18 protein-coding genes and 3 pseudogenes are annotated in these 16,849 nt (G+C 39.0%); 16 read left to right on the forward strand and 5 right to left on the reverse strand.

Features of this window, described 5'->3' with window-relative positions:
* Positions 1-31 precede the first annotated feature (31 nt).
* The gene (gene efp, locus ACLKL2_RS14635) at positions 32-601 is read left to right on the forward strand and encodes an elongation factor P (RefSeq protein ID WP_413692296.1); all 570 of its coding nucleotides are present in this window, start codon (positions 32-34) and stop codon (positions 599-601) included.
* A gap of 63 nt (positions 602-664) precedes the next feature.
* Here the strand turns inward: efp and frdD are convergent, their stop codons facing one another.
* From frdD to frdA, 4 genes are read right to left on the reverse strand one after another with little or no spacing between them, the layout of a single operon-like run.
* Positions 665-1,048 carry a fumarate reductase subunit FrdD gene (gene frdD, locus ACLKL2_RS14640; protein ID WP_413692297.1) on the reverse strand — a complete coding sequence of 128 codons (384 nt, stop codon included), beginning with the start codon at positions 1,046-1,048 and terminating at the stop codon, positions 665-667.
* A gap of 9 nt (positions 1,049-1,057) precedes the next feature.
* Positions 1,058-1,444: a fumarate reductase subunit C gene (locus ACLKL2_RS14645; RefSeq protein ID WP_413692298.1), complete on the reverse strand. Its 387-nt coding sequence runs from the start codon at positions 1,442-1,444 to the stop codon at positions 1,058-1,060.
* Positions 1,445-1,483: 39 nt separating this feature from the next.
* Complete coding sequence (locus ACLKL2_RS14650) at positions 1,484-2,224, reverse strand: succinate dehydrogenase/fumarate reductase iron-sulfur subunit (RefSeq protein ID WP_413692299.1); 741 nt, start codon at positions 2,222-2,224, stop codon at positions 1,484-1,486.
* A 1-nt stretch (position 2,225) separates the two neighbouring features.
* Positions 2,226-3,995 carry a fumarate reductase (quinol) flavoprotein subunit gene (gene frdA, locus ACLKL2_RS14655; RefSeq protein WP_413692300.1) on the reverse strand — a complete coding sequence of 590 codons (1,770 nt, stop codon included), beginning with the start codon at positions 3,993-3,995 and terminating at the stop codon, positions 2,226-2,228.
* 187 nt (positions 3,996-4,182) lie between these two features.
* Between frdA and epmA the strand changes: the two genes are divergently transcribed.
* From epmA to ACLKL2_RS14670, 3 genes are read left to right on the forward strand one after another with little or no spacing between them, the layout of a single operon-like run.
* A complete protein-coding gene (epmA, locus tag ACLKL2_RS14660) occupies positions 4,183-5,163 on the forward strand; it encodes an elongation factor P--(R)-beta-lysine ligase (RefSeq protein WP_413692301.1) in 981 nt (326 codons plus the stop codon).
* Positions 5,164-5,200: 37 nt separating this feature from the next.
* On the forward strand, positions 5,201-5,428 hold the full coding sequence (locus ACLKL2_RS14665; RefSeq protein WP_113818575.1) for a hypothetical protein: 228 nt from the start codon (positions 5,201-5,203) through the stop codon (positions 5,426-5,428).
* 44 nt (positions 5,429-5,472) lie between these two features.
* Positions 5,473-5,733, forward strand: coding sequence for a DUF4404 family protein (locus tag ACLKL2_RS14670; protein ID WP_113818574.1), 261 nt, complete (start codon positions 5,473-5,475; stop codon positions 5,731-5,733).
* Positions 5,734-5,838: 105 nt separating this feature from the next.
* Here the strand turns inward: ACLKL2_RS14670 and rpsT are convergent, their stop codons facing one another.
* Positions 5,839-6,099 (reverse strand): 30S ribosomal protein S20, encoded by a 261-nt coding sequence (rpsT, locus tag ACLKL2_RS14675; protein ID WP_113818573.1) that lies wholly within the window; start codon positions 6,097-6,099, stop codon positions 5,839-5,841.
* Positions 6,100-6,405: 306 nt separating this feature from the next.
* Here rpsT and murJ point away from each other — a divergent pair.
* The 12 genes and pseudogenes from murJ (at position 6,406) to ACLKL2_RS14735 (ending at position 16,849) form a co-directional block, all read left to right on the forward strand.
* Positions 6,406-7,961: pseudogene (gene murJ / locus ACLKL2_RS14680) on the forward strand (murein biosynthesis integral membrane protein MurJ).
* Positions 7,962-8,074: 113 nt separating this feature from the next.
* Positions 8,075-9,004, forward strand: coding sequence for a bifunctional riboflavin kinase/FAD synthetase (gene ribF / locus ACLKL2_RS14685; RefSeq protein WP_413692302.1), 930 nt, complete (start codon positions 8,075-8,077; stop codon positions 9,002-9,004).
* Between the two features lie 26 nt (positions 9,005-9,030).
* On the forward strand, positions 9,031-11,865 hold the full coding sequence (ileS, locus tag ACLKL2_RS14690) for an isoleucine--tRNA ligase (protein ID WP_413692303.1): 2,835 nt from the start codon (positions 9,031-9,033) through the stop codon (positions 11,863-11,865).
* Positions 11,866-11,946: 81 nt separating this feature from the next.
* Positions 11,947-12,485: pseudogene (lspA, locus tag ACLKL2_RS14695) on the forward strand (signal peptidase II).
* A complete protein-coding gene (gene fkpB / locus ACLKL2_RS14700; RefSeq protein ID WP_413692304.1) occupies positions 12,482-12,916 on the forward strand; it encodes an FKBP-type peptidyl-prolyl cis-trans isomerase in 435 nt (144 codons plus the stop codon). Before lspA ends, fkpB begins: the two are co-directional and overlap by 4 nt.
* 71 nt (positions 12,917-12,987) lie before the next feature.
* Positions 12,988-13,932: a 4-hydroxy-3-methylbut-2-enyl diphosphate reductase gene (ispH, locus tag ACLKL2_RS14705; protein WP_113818568.1), complete on the forward strand. Its 945-nt coding sequence runs from the start codon at positions 12,988-12,990 to the stop codon at positions 13,930-13,932.
* 239 nt (positions 13,933-14,171) lie between these two features.
* Positions 14,172-14,693: a GspH/FimT family pseudopilin gene (locus tag ACLKL2_RS14710; RefSeq protein WP_413692305.1), complete on the forward strand. Its 522-nt coding sequence runs from the start codon at positions 14,172-14,174 to the stop codon at positions 14,691-14,693.
* A gap of 9 nt (positions 14,694-14,702) precedes the next feature.
* Positions 14,703-15,194 carry a type IV pilus modification protein PilV gene (gene pilV / locus ACLKL2_RS14715; protein ID WP_413692306.1) on the forward strand — a complete coding sequence of 164 codons (492 nt, stop codon included), beginning with the start codon at positions 14,703-14,705 and terminating at the stop codon, positions 15,192-15,194.
* Complete coding sequence (locus ACLKL2_RS14720; protein ID WP_413692307.1) at positions 15,191-15,943, forward strand: PilW family protein; 753 nt, start codon at positions 15,191-15,193, stop codon at positions 15,941-15,943. The genes pilV and ACLKL2_RS14720 overlap by 4 nt, the downstream gene beginning before the upstream one ends.
* A 4-nt stretch (positions 15,944-15,947) precedes the next feature.
* Positions 15,948-16,424, forward strand: a complete 477-nt coding sequence (locus ACLKL2_RS14725) for a pilus assembly PilX family protein (RefSeq protein WP_413692308.1) — start codon at positions 15,948-15,950, stop codon at positions 16,422-16,424.
* Between the two features lie 44 nt (positions 16,425-16,468).
* A pseudogene (locus ACLKL2_RS14730) lies at positions 16,469-16,525 on the forward strand (prepilin-type N-terminal cleavage/methylation domain-containing protein); the annotation flags it as partial.
* Complete coding sequence (locus tag ACLKL2_RS14735) at positions 16,523-16,849, forward strand: type IV pilin protein (RefSeq protein WP_413694335.1); 327 nt, start codon at positions 16,523-16,525, stop codon at positions 16,847-16,849. The pseudogene ACLKL2_RS14730 and the gene ACLKL2_RS14735, both read left to right, overlap by 3 nt.

Below are 16,849 nucleotides of genomic sequence, written 5' to 3' on the forward strand. Positions count from 1 at the left end.
ATTTTTTATCAGTTTAGTTATAGAGGTTGTAATGGCGACATATAGTACCAGTGATTTTAAAGGCGGGCTAAAATTCATGCTCGATAATGAACCATGTGTGATCATGGAAAATGAATATGTTAAACCGGGTAAAGGTCAGGCATTTAGTCGTGTTAAATACCGTAAGCTTATCTCAGGTAAAGTGGTTGATAAAACATTTAAATCAAATGAAACAGTTGAGTCTGCTGATGTAATGGATTTTGATTTAGCTTACTTGTACAACGACGGTGAGTTCTTCCACTTTATGGATAACAATACCTTCGAACAAATCGCTGCTGATGCAAACGCAGTAGGTGATATGGACAAATGGTTAGTAGAACAAAACATTTGTACTATCACGACTTGGAATGATGCTCCTATCGCAGTTATGCCACCTAACTTTGTAGAGTTAGAAGTGACTGAAACAGATCCTGGCCTTAAAGGTGATACAGCAGGTACTGGTGGTAAACCAGCTAGATTATCAACAGGCGCTGTAGTACGTGTTCCATTATTCATCCAAATTGGCGAAATCATTAAAGTTGATACGCGTACAGGTGAATATGTTGGCCGTGTTAAAAAATAAAACTTAATAATGAATTAAGTTTAAAGAACCAGCTTAGCGCTGGTTTTTTTATATCTGCTGTTTTTAAGCTGTGATCATCTGTAAGAGCACTGTTAATACAAAGATAGTCACGGCAAAAGCCGATCCATAACAAATTACCTGTTGCCAGTCTCTTCCCCGTTTTATTCCTAAATCATGCAATCCATGAAAAATACGATGGAAAGTGTGCCATAAAGGTAAAGCGACCAATATAAGAATGATAGCTGCGCCATACCAAGATGTTACAAATTGATGTATCTGTTGATAATTAAACTTCCCCTCGCCGAATAAACCAATTGGCACCAGTATGCCTGTTATCAGTATCATTACGGGCGTCATAAAAGCAGTTAACGTACCGCCAGCACCAAATAACCCCCAAAATACAGGCTCATGACTGCGTATGTATTTTTTCTCATTGTTATTATTCATGAGTGACTCCTATAGGATGACGACGAGGCAAAATACGCTGACGATAATGAAAGCAATATAGTGACCAGAAACAATTAACTTATCTTCCAGTGGTTTTCCTTTTAACCATATGTCCATGGCTTTTGGTGCCAAAGAGAACCAAGTGAAGCTGTGATAAATGGCAAATAGCAGTGCGATAAAATGAAAAATAATAGCACTAGGATGCTGAAGTGAATTCATCCATGCATTAAATGCGGCTTCTCCTTGGCTCAAGCGAAATACACCCCAGCCTAATATCAAACTATAGAGTGTGATGAAAATACTGCTGCCTTCACGCAGCATATATTTACTGTAAAAGGCTTGCGCTAGCCACCATTTGCTACTGACTTCTCGTTGATAAGGTTTACGTTTACTCATGCTTTAGCTCCTTATAATTTGATTATATCTTGGAGGTGATTAATCTGGTTTAAACATACCAATCAGATAGTCTTTGCTACTTTCTACTTTGAGAAGCTGGATCGCAGCCGCTGGGTCGACACCTTTAGGGCAAACAACTGAGCAATAGCCAACAAAAGTACAGCCCCAAACACCTTCTTCTTGATTGACTATTTTCATTCGTTGTTTGCTACCCGCATCTCGACTATCTCGGTTATAGCGAGCTAACAGCGCTAAGGCAGCAGGGCCTGTGAATTTAGTATCCAAAGCGTATTGCGGACACGCGGCATAACAAAGGCCACAATTGATACACATTGAATATTGCTTATATTTGGCTAGCTGCTCGGGAGTTTGTTGATAGGGGCCATCAGAGAGGCATTTTGTATTATCTTCGGGAATAATATAGGGTTTTATCTCTTTTAGTTTATTAATGAAGTCGTCCATTACTACGACTAAATCACGCTCTATGGGGAAGTTGGCTAACGCTTCCAATTTTATTTTATTTGGGAAGTAATCTCGTAGGAATGTTTTACAGCCTAGCTTAGGAACACCGTCAACCATCAAACCGCAACTTCCACAAATAGCCATTCGGCATGACCAACGAAAGCTGATAGTGCTATCAAGGTGATCTTTGATATATTGCAACGCTTCAAGAATCGTTAAATCAGGGCTGTAAGGCACTTCAAACAATTGTGGTGATGGTTTATCTTCTTGCTCTGGACGATATCGAAGGATCTCTATCTTTATTGTTTTATTAGCCATATTATTTCTCCTTCGTATCAGAAGCTGCACCATAAACTCGTTTTGCGGGTTGGCTTTTGGTGATGGTCACATCTGAATATTTAATTAAAGGGGCTTTATCTGCTTGGTAATAGGCAAGAGAATGTTTTAAAAAGTTGATGTCATCGCGCTGTTTAAACCCATCAATACGTTGATGCGATCCGCGAGATTCTTTACGTTGTATAGCACTGTGAACCATGGCTTCTGCAGTATCCAATAAATACCCGAGCTCAATGGCATATAGAAATTCAGTATTAAAAACACTCGATTTATCATTTATTTGGATGTTTTTATAACGTTGTTTTAGTTGTGCTAGTGTATCAATGGTGTTCTGCATCGATTCTTGGGTGCGATATATGCCAACACCTGCTTCCATACAAGCGCCCATCTCATCACGAATATCTGCCATTTTTTCAGTGCCATTGCTGTGCAGTAGTGCCTCTGTTTTAGCCAGTATTACTTCCGCTTGCTGACGTAATGGCGTGATTGGTTGGTGTGTATGTTGTAATGCATATTCAGCGGCTTGTTGACCTGCTAACTGTCCGAATACCGCTAGTTCAGTTAATGAATTTGAGCCTAAGCGATTAGCGCCATGTAAGCCCACAGAGGCACATTCTCCAATAGCATATAATCCAGCTAAGCTGGTGGCTGTTTTAGCATCCGTTGCTATACCACCCATTGTATAGTGTGCAGTAGGACGAACTGGGATAGGTTGGTGAACAGGATCGACACCGACATAAGCTTTAGCTAACTCGCGAATGAAGGGGAGGCGTTCATTGATTTTTGCTTCTCCTAAGTGTCGTAGATCAAGTTGTACATAGTCACCTCGCTCACCAGTGAGCAGATTACCTTTTTGTTGCTCTTGCCAAAAACATTGGCTTAACTTGTCTCTTGGCCCTAGCTCCATATATTTATTTTTAGTTTCACCAGCAGGTATTTCTGGACCCAAGCCGTAATCTTGTAAATATCGATAACCGTTTTTATTAAGTAAAATACCCCCTTCACCTCGACAACCTTCTGTCATTAATATCCCAGAGCCAGGTAGACCCGTTGGATGGTATTGCACAAATTCCATATCGCGTAAGGCAACACCATGTCGATAAGCCAATGACATGCCATCTCCCGTCACAATACCTCCGTTGGTGTTATAGGTATAAACGCGAGCTGCACCACCGGTAGCCATTATGACTGATTTTGCTTGTATTAATTTTGCTTCACCTTCGGCAATATCGAGTATCACTACACCTTGAATTTTATTGTCTTCAACGAGTAAATCGAGGCAAAAATGCTCGTCAAATCGAGTGATTTTGGGGTATTTCATTGAGGTTTGGAAAAGTGTGTGCAGAATATGAAAGCCGCTTTTATCCGCAGCGAACCAAGTGCGTTCTATTTTCATTCCACCAAAAGCTCGAACATTAACACTACCATCTGCCTTGCGACTCCAAGGACATCCCCAATGCTCTAGTTGTGTTAACTGTTTAGGGGCATTTTTTACAAAGTATTCCACAACATCTTGCTCACATAACCAATCTCCACCTGCAACCGTATCGTTAAAGTGGTGATCAAAGGAGTCGTGATCTTGTACTACACCTGCTGCGCCACCTTCAGCTGCGACGGTATGGCTACGCATGGGATAAACTTTGGAAATAAGGGCAATATCTAAGGTAGGACTTTTTTCTGCTATCTCGATGGCAGCTCTAAGGCCTGCTCCTCCAGCTCCGATAATGGCGACATCTGTTTTAATTACTTGCATAATTTTATTCCATTCAAAATAAATTGTAGTAATTTGACCCTTCATAAAATAAGTCTTAAATCAGGGTAGAATCAGTCTTCATATGTGTTAAATATATTGCAATTAGCCGTTTTAAAACTTGGTCTTAATCAAAGCTTTGTTTGATAACTGGATTATCTCCGATACACTTAGCGAAAAAGGAGGTGTGATGAGTTGGTTACCTAGTGCATCGTTAACGCAGTTAAAAGCGCGAGCAGAGATGTTGAATAAAATTAGAGCTTATTTTAGTGTGCATGGTGTGTTAGAAGTTGAAACCCCAGCGTTAAGCCAAGCTGCAGTAACAGATGTACATTTACATTGTTTTAAAACCCAATTTGTTGGTCGAAATATAAGTGATAAACCATTAGTTGATGGCGGAGTACCTCTATATTTACAAACCTCTCCTGAATTTCATATGAAACGCTTACTGTCTGCAGGTAGTGGCTGTATCTATCAGGTTTCTAAAGTCTTTAGGAATGAAGAGTCTGGGCGTTATCATAATCCTGAATTCTCTTTATTAGAGTGGTATCGTGTTGGTTTCGATCATCATCAGTTGATGGATGAAATGGCGGTATTGCTAACGGATATTTTACGTTGTGCAGAACCGACACGATGTACCTATCAAGAGGCTTTTTTAACACATTTAGACGTTGATCCTTTGAGTGCTTCTAATGAGCAACTTAAAGCAGCGGGCAGACACCTTGAGTTAGGTGATGTTTTAGATAATGAACAGGATAAAGATACGATTTTACAGTTACTTTTTTGTATTGCTATCGAACCTAAGATTGGCCAAACATCGCCTTGTTTTGTTTATGACTTTCCTGCTTCTCAAGCGGCTTTAGCGCGAATCAATACTCAGGACCCGCGTGTGGCCGATCGGTTTGAGGTATATTTTAAAAGTATCGAACTAGCCAATGGCTTTTATGAATTAAACAGTAGTGCAGAGCAATTAAAACGATTTGAAGCGGATAATCAATTAAGAGCTAAGATGGGGTTAGTAGAAATGCCTATCGATAAAAAGTTTGTGGAGTGCTTAGATCATTTACCTGATTGTGCTGGCGTGGCCTTAGGGTTAGATAGACTATTAATGTTAGCAACTGAACAAGATCATATTAATGATGTCTTAAGTTTTAGTATCGATAATTCGTAACATATTAAAATATAAATATATTTAACAAGGATAGTAGATGGCTAAGTTATGGTTAACAGATAAAGGTTACCCTATTTGGGGATATCTTCTGCGTATTGCGTACTGGTTGCTAGCTATTTATCTTTCCAGCCTATTTTTACAAGCTTACCAAGCGCACAGTTGGTTTAAAGGTGGATTAATCGGATTGAGTGTTGTGTTTGTGATAAGTTACTTATTATTCACACGTTTTATTGACCGCTTTATCACAAAGCCTGCAATAGACTGATGTTAAAATAGTTATATTCTTTTTCGATTAAAAGTGAGGTACGTATGCCAATACAAAAAGTGCAGAGTGAATTTCAAAAGTTAACCGATATTCTAGCCGATGGGGCGATTGCCGATGAGTGCACCGCTAGCGAATTAAAGACAGTTCATGACCAGCTACAACAAGCGATTCTTTCTGGTGACCCTGCAAAATTAATTCAAGATAAAAAAATCACAGAACAGTTAGTGGCATTTGAAGAGACAAACCCTGTCGCGGGTAAGTTTGTGAAAGATTTAATTAATGCATTATCAGGAATGGGTATTTAAACAACCCATATAAAACTAGCCCATTTCTAAAATTTGGGTATAAAAAAACCGACACTAGGTCGGTTTTTTAATATTCTAAATAAAAGACTTTTTCTTAATTAAGAATTAAAGTGCTTTAATTTTAGCAGAAAGACGGCTTTTCTTACGAGCAGCCATGTTTTTGCTGATCAGACCTTTAGTTGCGTAAGCATCTAAAACTGATTGTAATTTAATGAACTCAGCCGCAGCTAGTTCTTTGTTTGCAGCTTCGATTGCAACAACAACTTTCTTGATGAAAGTACGCATCATTGTACGACGGCTTGCATTATGTTTACGGCTTTTTTCAGATAATAAAGCACGTTTTTTAGCAGACTTGATATTAGCCAAGACCTTAACTCCTAAATTCTGTATAACAAGGGATAATCAAAGGTCGTGGAATATGCCTTGTAACACGTATATTGTCAAATGGTTTTTTATTAACCAATAAAATAACTGGTAAGAAACCAGGTGGATGGTTAAACTGCGCGCATTTTATACTCAACCCATTACAGATGCAAATCCAGTGTCGATTGTTTCGTCGATATATCCATTGTTATTGCTATTAAATTCAATGAAAACGTGTATTTTGTGGTTGCGAATATTATCTTTCAGTTTCCTAAGTCTGTTGATGGCTTAGTTTTTAGGACATTCAGTGTGAGTAAAAAGTTAATAAAATCAGGCATGATCGTAAGTTCTATGACCTTAGTATCACGCGTTTTAGGATTAGTGCGTGATATTGTTATTGCTAATTTAATGGGAGCTGGGGCAGCTGCAGATTTATTTTTCTTTGCTAATAAAATTCCTAACTTTTTACGTCGTTTATTTGCAGAGGGGGCTTTTGCACAAGCTTTTGTGCCGGTTTTAACCGAATATGAGAAAACCCAGTCTCGCGATAAGGTAAAAGAGCTGATTTCAGCAGTATCCGGCACCTTAGGAACGATTATTACCATCATCACTATTTTAGGGGTGATTGGCTCTTCAGTGATTACTGCATTATTTGGTTTTGGTTGGTTCTTAGAATGGTGGAACGGCGGGGCTGAAGCTTATAAGTTCGAACTCGCGTCGGACATGCTTAAAATTACTTTCCCTTATCTATGGTTTATTACTTTTACTGCGTTATCTGGTGCTATTTTAAATACCTTAGGTAAATTTGCGGTTGCAGCGTTTACACCGGTTTTTTAAATGTCGCGATCATCGGATCAGCTGTCTATATTTCACCTCAGTTACCGCAACCAGAAATTGGTTTAGCCATCGGTGTTTTTATTGGTGGTTTAGTGCAGTTTTTATTTCAGATCCCTTTTCTGAAAAAAGAGGGGTTATTAGTTAAACCGAGTTGGCAATGGCACCATCCTGGCGTGGTAAAAATTCGCACCTTGATGATTCCTGCTCTATTCGGTGTGTCGGTGAGTCAAATTAACCTGTTATTGGATACCTTCATTGCCAGCTTTTTACAAACAGGCTCAATAAGTTGGTTATATTATTCAGACCGTTTATTAGAGTTTCCTTTAGGGCTATTTGGGATTGCGATCGCGACCGTGATCTTACCTAGTCTATCTTCATCTCACGTTAATAAATCGCCTGAAGCTTTCGCTAAAACTATCGATTGGGGAATCCGTAGTGTTTGTTTTCTAGGTGTACCGGCTATGCTGGGTTTGATGATATTGGCTGAGCCAATGTTGCGTGTTTTGTTTATGCGTGGTGAGTTTGATATTCAAGATGTGAGCATGTCAGGCATGAGTTTATTTGCTTATGCCACAGGCCTATTAAGTTTTATGTTAGTAAAAGTGTTAGCGCCAGGTTATTACTCTCGCCAAGATACTAAAACACCGGTGAAGTTTGGTGTTATTGCGATGGTCAGTAATATGTTGCTGAATGTTATTTTTGCTATTCCATTCGGTTATGTTGGTTTAGCCATTGCAACTTCGTTGTCCGCGACATTGAATGCTGGGCTATTGTGGTTTGGATTATATAAAAGTGGCGTGTATCAACGTCAACCGCAGAGTATTAGCGTGTTGCTGCGCATTCTTGTTTCTGGCGCTGTGATGGTGGGTACTTTGTTTTATCTCATGCCAGATTTAACCCAATGGGTTGAGCTCAGCCTATTTGATGCAATTATTCAGTTAGTTGTTTTTATTGTGGGTGGGGCTTTGGTGTATTTAGTTAGTAATGTCATTTTAGGTTTACGCTTACATCATTTTAAAGCGAGTTAACTGATTAAATAATAAATCATTAAAATGAAAGCTGAATACTTTGTTGCCTTAATATATAATCGGCTCTTTTATATTTTCAACGCTTAGTTTTGCAATCAATTAAGACATTATTTATGGAATTAATACGCGGTATACATAATTTACAGCATCAACCTAAAGGTTGTGTGTTAAGTATTGGTAACTTTGATGGTATTCATCTTGGACATCGTGCTGTTTTATCGCGTTTGCTAAAAGAAGCTGAGCGTTTGCAAGTCCCGTCAACGGTGATGACCTTTGAGCCTCAACCTGCTGAGTTATTTGCAGGAAAAAATGCGCCGGGTCGATTGAGTCGTTTACGCGATAAGTTTGTTCAACTTGAAAAATTAAATTTAGATCGTCTACTGTGCGTGTCCTTTACTCATCAATTTGCTAATCTAAGCGCCGATCAATTTATTGAAGAACTATTGATTAAAAAATTGAATGTAAAATTTTTGGTGATAGGCGATGATTTCCACTTTGGTTACCAACGTTTAGGTGATTTTGCTTTGCTCAAAGAAGCGGGCAAAAAGTATGGCTTTGAAGTGGTCGATACTAAAAGTTTATCGCAAGATACTTGCCGCGTAAGCAGTACCCGTATTCGTAGTGCATTAGCCAAAGGCGAATTGCAACAAGCTGAGCAGATGCTGGGCAGAAAATACAGTATTGCAGGACGTGTTGGTCATGGTAGAAAACTCGGTCGCACTATTGGTGTTCCGACCGCTAATTTGTTTTTAAAGCGTCGAGTGTCGCCTGTTTCTGGGGTGTTTGTTGTGTCTATTTTAGGCATAGACAATAAGACCTACACTGGCGTAGCAAATATTGGCTGTCGTCCAACCGTTAACGGTGAAAGACAGCAGTTAGAAGTACATATTTTTGATTTTGAAGGTGACTTATATGGTCGCCAACTAGAAGTGTTACTTGAGAATAAGTTGCGTGATGAAACTCGTTTTGAGTCATTCGCAGACTTAAAAATACAGATTGATAAAGATATTCAGCAAGCTAGAGAATGGCATCTGCTTAATTAATAGATCGTTAGATGGAATAAAAACCGATGAGTGATTACAAAAGTACATTAAATTTACCAAAAACAGGCTTCCCGATGCGTGCTAACTTAGCTAATCGCGAGCCAAATATGCTTAAGAATTGGTATAAAGAAGACCTTTACGGCAAGATTCGTACGGCTAAAAAAGGTAAGAAAACATTCATTCTGCATGATGGCCCTCCTTATGCAAATGGGGATATTCATATTGGTCACTCGGTTAACAAAATCTTAAAAGACATTATTATTAAGTCTAAAACATTATCTGATTTTGATGCGCCTTACGTTCCAGGTTGGGATTGTCATGGTCTACCAATCGAATTAAAAGTAGAGCAAAAGCACGGTAAACCAGGTAAAAAACTAACACCTGCTGAATTCCGCGTTAAATGTCGTGAATATGCTGCTCGTCAAGTTGATGGCCAGCGTAAAGACTTTAAACGTTTAGGTGTTTTAGGTGAGTGGGATAAGCCTTACTTAACCATGAACTTCGAAACGGAAGCAAACATCGTACGTGCGTTAGCAAGCATTATTAAAAATAAACACCTACACAAAGGTTCTAAGCCTGTGCATTGGTGTACTGACTGTGGTTCTGCATTAGCTGAAGCGGAAGTAGAGTATGAAGATAAAGTATCAGCTGCTATCGATGTTGCATTTAATGCGATTGATATTGATGCGGTATTAGCTTGTTTTGATAAACAAGGCGATGACTTTGGTCACGGTACTATCTCACCAGTTATCTGGACAACAACGCCTTGGACATTACCTGCAAACCGCGCTATCGCATTAGCTGCAAAAGTAGAGTATTCATTAGTGCAAGCAGGTCAGCGTCGCTTAATTTTAGCCACTGACCTAGTTGCTGATTGTATGGCTCGTTACGGTATCGAAGAGTTTACTGTACTCGCTATTACCACAGGTGCTGCACTTGAAAAGCAATTATTCCAACACCCATTCTTAGACCTGCAAGTACCAGCAATTGTTGCTGACCACGTTACTATCGATGCGGGTACAGGTTGTGTACATACAGCGCCTGGCCACGGTCAAGACGATTACTCTGCTGGTTTGAAGTATGATTTAGAAGTTGCGAACCCGGTTGGTGATAATGGTGTGTTCCGTGAAGATACAGAATTCTTTGCTGGTCTACATGTATTTAAAGCAAATGATGCTGTGTTAGCCGTGTTAACTGAGCGTGATGCGCTTATTCATCATGTCAACATTAAGCATAGTTACCCACATTGTTGGAGACACAAAACACCTATTATCTTCCGCGCGACACCACAATGGTTCATCTCTATGAATCAAGAAGGCTTACGTGACAGTGCGTTGAAAGAGATTAAAGATGTTAAATGGATCCCGAGCTGGGGACAAAGCCGTATTGAGAAAATGATTGAAGGTCGTCCTGATTGGTGTGTATCACGTCAACGTACTTGGGGTGTGCCAATCACTTTATTTGTAAATAAAGAAACAGATGAACTGCATGAAAATTCTGTTGAAATGATGGAACTGATTGCACAAAAAATTGAAAAAGAAGGCATTCAAGCATGGTTTGATTTAGAGCCTGAGTCTTTATTAGGTTTTGAAGCTGAGAAGTTCCGTAAAGTAACGGATACATTAGATGTTTGGTTTGATTCTGGTACAACGCATGCTGCTGTATTAGCGATTCGTGATGAGTTTAAGCAGGAAAATGATCAACCAGTACAAGCTGATATGTACTTAGAAGGGTCTGACCAACATCGTGGTTGGTTCCAATCTTCATTATTAACCAGTACTGCGATTAACGGTGCAGCACCTTATAAAGAGGTGTTAACGCATGGTTTTGTGGTTGATGGCGACGGCAAAAAAATGTCTAAGTCGTTAGGTAATGTCATGTCACCGCAAACGGTAATGAACGACCTAGGTGCAGATATTTTACGTTTATGGGTGGCGTCAACGGATTACACTGGTGAAATTACTGTTTCTGATGAAATCTTAAACCGTAGTGCGGATAGTTACCGTCGTATTCGTAACACCTCTCGTTTCTTGCTTGCTAACTTAAACGGTTTTGATCCTAAAACTGACTTAGTGCCAGCAGCTGAAATGGTGGCATTAGATCGTTGGATCGTGGCTAAAACATTGACGATGCAAAACGAAGTGATTGAAGCTTACGAAAACTACAATATGCATGTTGTTTATCAAAAACTAATGCACTTCTGTTCAATTGATTTAGGTAGTTTTTACTTAGACATTATTAAAGACCGTCAATACACAGCAAAAACAGGCAGTAATGCTCACTTAAGCTGTCAAACTGCGCTTTACCATATTGTTGAGTCTTTAGTGCGCTTAATGGCACCAATTCTAAGCTTTACAGCGGATGAAATTTGGGGGCGTTTACCAGGTGAACGTAGCCAGTTTGTATTTACTGAAACATGGTACGAAGGCTTATTTGGCTTAACGGATAATGAAACTCTGGATAATGATAAGTGGGCTCAATTGATCACGGTTCGTGCTGAAGTCAATAAAGTATTAGAGCTAGCACGTAAAGACGCAGTGATTGGTGGTGGATTAGAAGCTGAAGTAACTTTATATGCTTCTGATGAAATTAACGCATTATTATCGACATTAGATGATGAGCTACGTTTTGTATTAATTACTTCGCAAGCTATTGTTAAACCATTAGCTGATGCGCCTGAAGGTGCAGTAACCACTGAAGTAACTGGTTTATCAGTGGCAGTAGAAAAGAGTACTGCTGCGAAATGTGACCGTTGTTGGCACCACCGTGAAGATGTTGGTCAAAATGAACTGCACCCTGAATTATGTGGTCGTTGTGTTACTAATGTTGACGGTGAAGGTGAGTCTCGCCAGTTTGCTTAATAAACAACTAAGCTATAATTAACATACTCGTAAACGCCTTAGTTATGAAAATGATTTAAGGCGTTTTTTTTAGGAAATACTATGACAAACAATGCTTCTGATTCACCCGTTAACTCTTCAACAGGTTTAATCTTTTTATGGTTATCTTTGATTGTTTTAATTGTTGATCAATTTACTAAATATCTAACCATTGAAATGCTTGATCTTTATGAGTCTTTCGAAGTGCTGCCTTTTTCAATTTTACTTATGCCCGTAACTACGGAGCCGCATTTAGCTTTTTAGGGGATGCTGGCGGCTGGCAAAAGTATTTATTTTCCGGTATCGCCTTTGCTGTGTCAGGATATTTGATATATTTATTGAAAACCACTAAGGCAACGCATCGTTGGATGAATACTGCTTATGCTTTGGTATTGTCTGGCGCTATTGGTAATGTGATTGACCGTTTAATCTTCGGTTACGTCGTTGATTTTTTAGATTTTGATTTAGGTTTTTATCGTTGGCCTGTATTTAATGTTGCTGATATTGCTATCTTTATCGGTGCTGCAATGATTATTATCGATTCTCTGTTTTGGGCTGAGAAGCGTGAAAAAGCAAAGGAAGAAGCAAAGAATGACAAATGAAAAAAGTAATTGCTGAAAACAGTGAAGTGTTAATGCACTTTTCTATTAAGCTAAGTGATGGTTCTGCAGTTGATAGTACTAAGGTCGATAATAAGCCGGCTAAGTTTGTGATGGGCGATGGTAGTTTAACCGAAGGCTTTGAAGCTTGCTTATTAGGGTTAAGCGAAGGTAGTTCTGAAAGTTTTACTCTTGAACCAGAGTCTGCTTTTGGTTTACCTAACCCTGATAATTTCCATTATATTGAATTAAGTAAGTTTTCTGCTGACGTACCTGCTGAAATTGGCACTATTATTAGCTTCACACAACCCGATGGTACTGAGTTACCAGGCATTATTCGTGAAGTGATTGCTGATAGTGTGACTGTCGATTTTAACCATCCTTTAGCAGGTCAAACCGTGACCTTTGATGTGGATGTACTAGAAGTTTTATAAAACAAATATTAGGACGTATTTGATCCGTTTTTATCAACCCTATTTGCCCACTATTTTATATTGAGATTGTTATGAAAATTATTTTAGCTAATCCACGTGGTTTTTGTGCAGGCGTACATCGTGCTATCAATATTGTTGATCGTGCTCTAGAGATTTTTCCTGCGCCGGTTTATGTTCGTCATGAAGTGGTACACAATCAATATGTAGTAGATGATCTAAAGTCTCGCGGTGCTGTCTTTGTTGAAGAACTGGATGAAGTGCCTGACGATAACATTGTTATTTTTAGTGCACATGGTGTGGCACAAAGTGTACGAGAAGAAGCAAAGCGCCGCGAATTAAAAGTATTTGATGCGACTTGTCCACTCGTCACTAAAGTACATATGGAAGTCACACGTGCTAGTCGACGTAATCAAGAATGTATTTTGATCGGGCATCAAGGTCATCCAGAAGTGATTGGCACCATGGGGCAATATAATAGCGAAGAAGGTGGTATTTACTTAGTTGAGTCTACGGAAGATGTAGATAAGTTAACGGTAAAAAATCCTGCTAGTCTTTGTTACAGTTCACAAACGACTTTATCGGTTGATGATACGGCCCATGTGATTGATGCATTAAGAGCTAAGTTCCCATTAATTGAAGGGCCGCGTAAAAACGATATCTGTTATGCGACACAAAACCGTCAGGACGCGGTGAAAGATTTAGCGGATAAAGCAGAGTTAGTATTAGTCGTTGGTTCTCCTAACTCATCAAATTCAAACCGTTTACGTGAAAAAGCCTGTAATGTAGGTGCGAATGCTTACTTAATTGATAATGAGTCTGACATTCAAGAGGAATGGTTCGAAGGTGTCAATTCTGTCGGTGTGACCGCCGGTGCCTCTGCTCCTGATATCCTAGTGCAGGGTGTTATTAAAAGGTTACAAAAACTAGGTGGTGATATCGCTATCGAAAACCCTGGCGTAGAAGAAAATATTATCTTTGAAGTGCCTGCTGAGTTACGTATTAAGCAAGTTGATTAGTAAGTGAGCGCCTTCCAAAATCCTTTTAAAAGGTGTGTTATTTAATACACCTTAATCCTCTCCCCTTTGAAATTAAAAATAGTGTGCTTAAGCACTGCTCTTTAATTTGCGTTCGCTCTCATAATAATAATTACTATGAAATAAGATTAAAAACGATATTATTTTTATATAAAAATCACTGTATAAATAGTAATCTAACGGAAATCTGCAAAAATTTTATAATTATAACAAAGGATGTTATGGCCCAGTTTATTTACTCCAAAAGGTGCCAGCATGGATTTACATTAGTTGAAATGCTGATCACTATTGCTGTTGCGGCTATTTTGCTCGCGATTGTAGTACCTTCTTTTAATAGCTTAATTGAATCCAGTAAAGAGCGTACAACAAGAGACTCTCTCGTAAGTGCTATTCATACCGCAAGTCAGCTAGCTCAAAGTGAACGGGTGAATGTTTATTTATGCACGACAACAAATGGGGAAAGTTGTGAGGATACAAAAGACTGGGGAAGCGATTGGTTAATTTATCAAGACGATGATAGCAGTGGTGATTTCGATGAAGATTATGACACTATCGTTGCTAAAATTAGTGCTAAAACCAATTTAATAACCAGTACTACTGAGGAAGTTAAATTTATGCCTACAGGGCATTCACTAGCAAATACCTTTAAAATTTGTAGTAATACTGACAACTCAGTGGTCTATGAAATGGTATTAAGTAGGATGGGGCGCATTACGTACGAAGAAGCATCAGGAGACTGCTAGGGATGAAAGATGAAAGATGAAAAGGGATTTACATTAATTGAAGTGTTAATTGCATTAATTATTGTGGCAATAGGGGTGTTAGGCCATGCCAAAATGCAAGCTAAATCCATGAATATGGCTCAACAAGGTTTCTTTGCACAGACAGCGAATACGGCATTGTTAGACTTAGCGCAACGTATGCGTGCCAATTCTGATCTTGCTGCTAGTTTTGTTTTTAGTAATTTAAGCGATGGTGCGGATATTACAGCGAGTAAAGACTGCTCTAGCAATAGTTGTGACGAAGATGAATTTGCCACTGAAGAGCTTGCTGAATGGTTTGACCATTTACAAAACAACTTACCGTCACCACGCTTTTCAGTTGAGGTCGATTCTTCCGATGCTAACCTCTATAACCTGATGTTAATTTGGGATGCAGCAAAGACCGGTGTGGGTAGTGGCGTCTGTGATACAACAGCATTAAATTCGTACCAATGTGGGAGCATGTCAGTATGGATTCAATGAGAAAATCTAACGCGGGTTTTAGTTTAATTGAGTTAATGATTGCATTATTCGTATCGCTTTTTATTTTAGCGGGGCTATTTTATTCTGTTATGGGTGATATGCGCTCTTATGAGTCGGCACGTAGTACGCAAGGTTTAGTTACGAAAAGCCGCATGGCGGTACAAACAATAAGATTGTATATACAGCAAGCAGGTTTTCGTGATTCAGCTGCCTTAAAGAATGAAACAACCTTTAGTGTAGGTACTTCAAGTGCTGGTGAGGTATGGGAGTATGGACAAGTTATTCAAGGCATGACCAGTTCTAGTGAAATTGATGATGAAAAAGCGGACTCTGATATTTTGGTGGTGCGCTTCTTAGGAGCAGCGGTAGAGGGGATTGTTTCTTGTGAAGGTTATGATTTAGATGACACAACCAGTAATGAAGTGATCCTGTATGTGAATACAAGTAACCAATTAATGTGCCAAGATAACGACGATGATCCGATTTTATTAGATGAAAATATTGAATTTATGGAGCTGCTATATGGGACAGAAGATGATTATCAATATTTTACAGCTTCAGAAGTTTCGGATTGGACTGAAATAAATAGAGTGAAAGTAGGGTTGTTGATCTCTGAAGATGTATCTGCACATGGATTAATAAACAGTAACGATTATACTATTTTTAACCAAACAATCAGCGCAGCAAATGATACAAATTATAGAAGTGTTGTGATGGAAACTGTGATTATAGGAAACCAAGGAGGGTAAAAAAATGCAAAATCAATTTGTTAAACAACGCGGCACCGCATTAATTACCTCATTATTAATGGTCGTAGTGATCGCTATTTTAGGGGTTGCGGTGAGCCAACAGGTGATCTCTTTACGTAAAACAACCACTGCTAATTATGACCAAACACTAAGTTTAAACTCCGCAGAGTCTACTTTAGCTGCTGCTTATAGTGTTATGTCAGATAATTTTCTTGATCCTCCTACATTACAAGCCTTAGCGGTTGATATTAATACGGGGGCTAATTGGTGGAAAAATGATAGTAATTGGAGCAGTGCAACAGCGATCAGTGACTTAATTACTGCGGGCACTGAAACACCATCTTATTTAATCGAAGATGATGGCACTGGCGGGCTCGCTGTTGGTACTGGTGATTTAACCAAACGTTTTTATCGTGTGACAGTGAAAGCACAGGGAAAGGGAATTCGGTCGCTTATTTACAAAGTTACTACATCACTTTAGAGTAGAAAATATATGCTAAAATTGAACAAAAATAAAAAAACGGTTTTACGCTGATTGAATTACTTATTGCTGTGGCTATTATTGGCATTATTGCCTCTATTGCCTATCCTAGTTATCAAGGTGTATTAGAAAAAACACGACGACAAGAAGCAATACGTACGTTACTAGAAGCATCGCAACTAATGGAAAGTTATTATGCAATGAATTTAGATTATAGCGGTGCGATATCTGGTGGCGAAGTCACTGACTTTACTGTTAATGATGAGTTCAGTGATTATTATTCATTAACTGCTTCTGCGGCAGCATCTACATTTAATTTATCTGCTACGCCACTTTCAACAGGGGCACAAAGCGAAGATGAGTGTGGCACACTAACCATAACACAGACTGGTAGTACAGGGGCAGATAGCTCAGATTGTTGGTAA

This window comes from Psychromonas sp. KJ10-2, assembly GCF_047323255.1.
In the GTDB taxonomy this organism is placed as follows: domain Bacteria; phylum Pseudomonadota; class Gammaproteobacteria; order Enterobacterales; family Psychromonadaceae; genus Psychromonas.

Excerpts from the sequence above, each read along its gene's own strand:
- efp (WP_413692296.1), top strand. The coding sequence starts at position 32 with ATGGCGACATATAGTACCAGTGATTTTAAAGGCGGGCTAAAATTCATG.
- frdD (WP_413692297.1), bottom strand. The coding sequence starts at position 1,048 with ATGAATAATAACAATGAGAAAAAATACATACGCAGTCATGAGCCTGTA.
- ACLKL2_RS14645 (WP_413692298.1), bottom strand. The coding sequence starts at position 1,444 with ATGAGTAAACGTAAACCTTATCAACGAGAAGTCAGTAGCAAATGGTGG.
- ACLKL2_RS14650 (WP_413692299.1), bottom strand. The coding sequence starts at position 2,224 with ATGGCTAATAAAACAATAAAGATAGAGATCCTTCGATATCGTCCAGAG.
- frdA (WP_413692300.1), bottom strand. The coding sequence starts at position 3,995 with ATGCAAGTAATTAAAACAGATGTCGCCATTATCGGAGCTGGAGGAGCA.
- epmA (WP_413692301.1), top strand. The coding sequence starts at position 4,183 with ATGAGTTGGTTACCTAGTGCATCGTTAACGCAGTTAAAAGCGCGAGCA.
- ACLKL2_RS14665 (WP_113818575.1), top strand. The coding sequence starts at position 5,201 with ATGGCTAAGTTATGGTTAACAGATAAAGGTTACCCTATTTGGGGATAT.
- ACLKL2_RS14670 (WP_113818574.1), top strand. The coding sequence starts at position 5,473 with ATGCCAATACAAAAAGTGCAGAGTGAATTTCAAAAGTTAACCGATATT.
- ribF (WP_413692302.1), top strand. The coding sequence starts at position 8,075 with ATGGAATTAATACGCGGTATACATAATTTACAGCATCAACCTAAAGGT.
- ileS (WP_413692303.1), top strand. The coding sequence starts at position 9,031 with ATGAGTGATTACAAAAGTACATTAAATTTACCAAAAACAGGCTTCCCG.
- fkpB (WP_413692304.1), top strand. The coding sequence starts at position 12,482 with ATGAAAAAAGTAATTGCTGAAAACAGTGAAGTGTTAATGCACTTTTCT.
- ispH (WP_113818568.1), top strand. The coding sequence starts at position 12,988 with ATGAAAATTATTTTAGCTAATCCACGTGGTTTTTGTGCAGGCGTACAT.
- ACLKL2_RS14710 (WP_413692305.1), top strand. The coding sequence starts at position 14,172 with ATGGCCCAGTTTATTTACTCCAAAAGGTGCCAGCATGGATTTACATTA.
- pilV (WP_413692306.1), top strand. The coding sequence starts at position 14,703 with ATGAAAGATGAAAAGGGATTTACATTAATTGAAGTGTTAATTGCATTA.
- ACLKL2_RS14720 (WP_413692307.1), top strand. The coding sequence starts at position 15,191 with ATGAGAAAATCTAACGCGGGTTTTAGTTTAATTGAGTTAATGATTGCA.
- ACLKL2_RS14725 (WP_413692308.1), top strand. The coding sequence starts at position 15,948 with ATGCAAAATCAATTTGTTAAACAACGCGGCACCGCATTAATTACCTCA.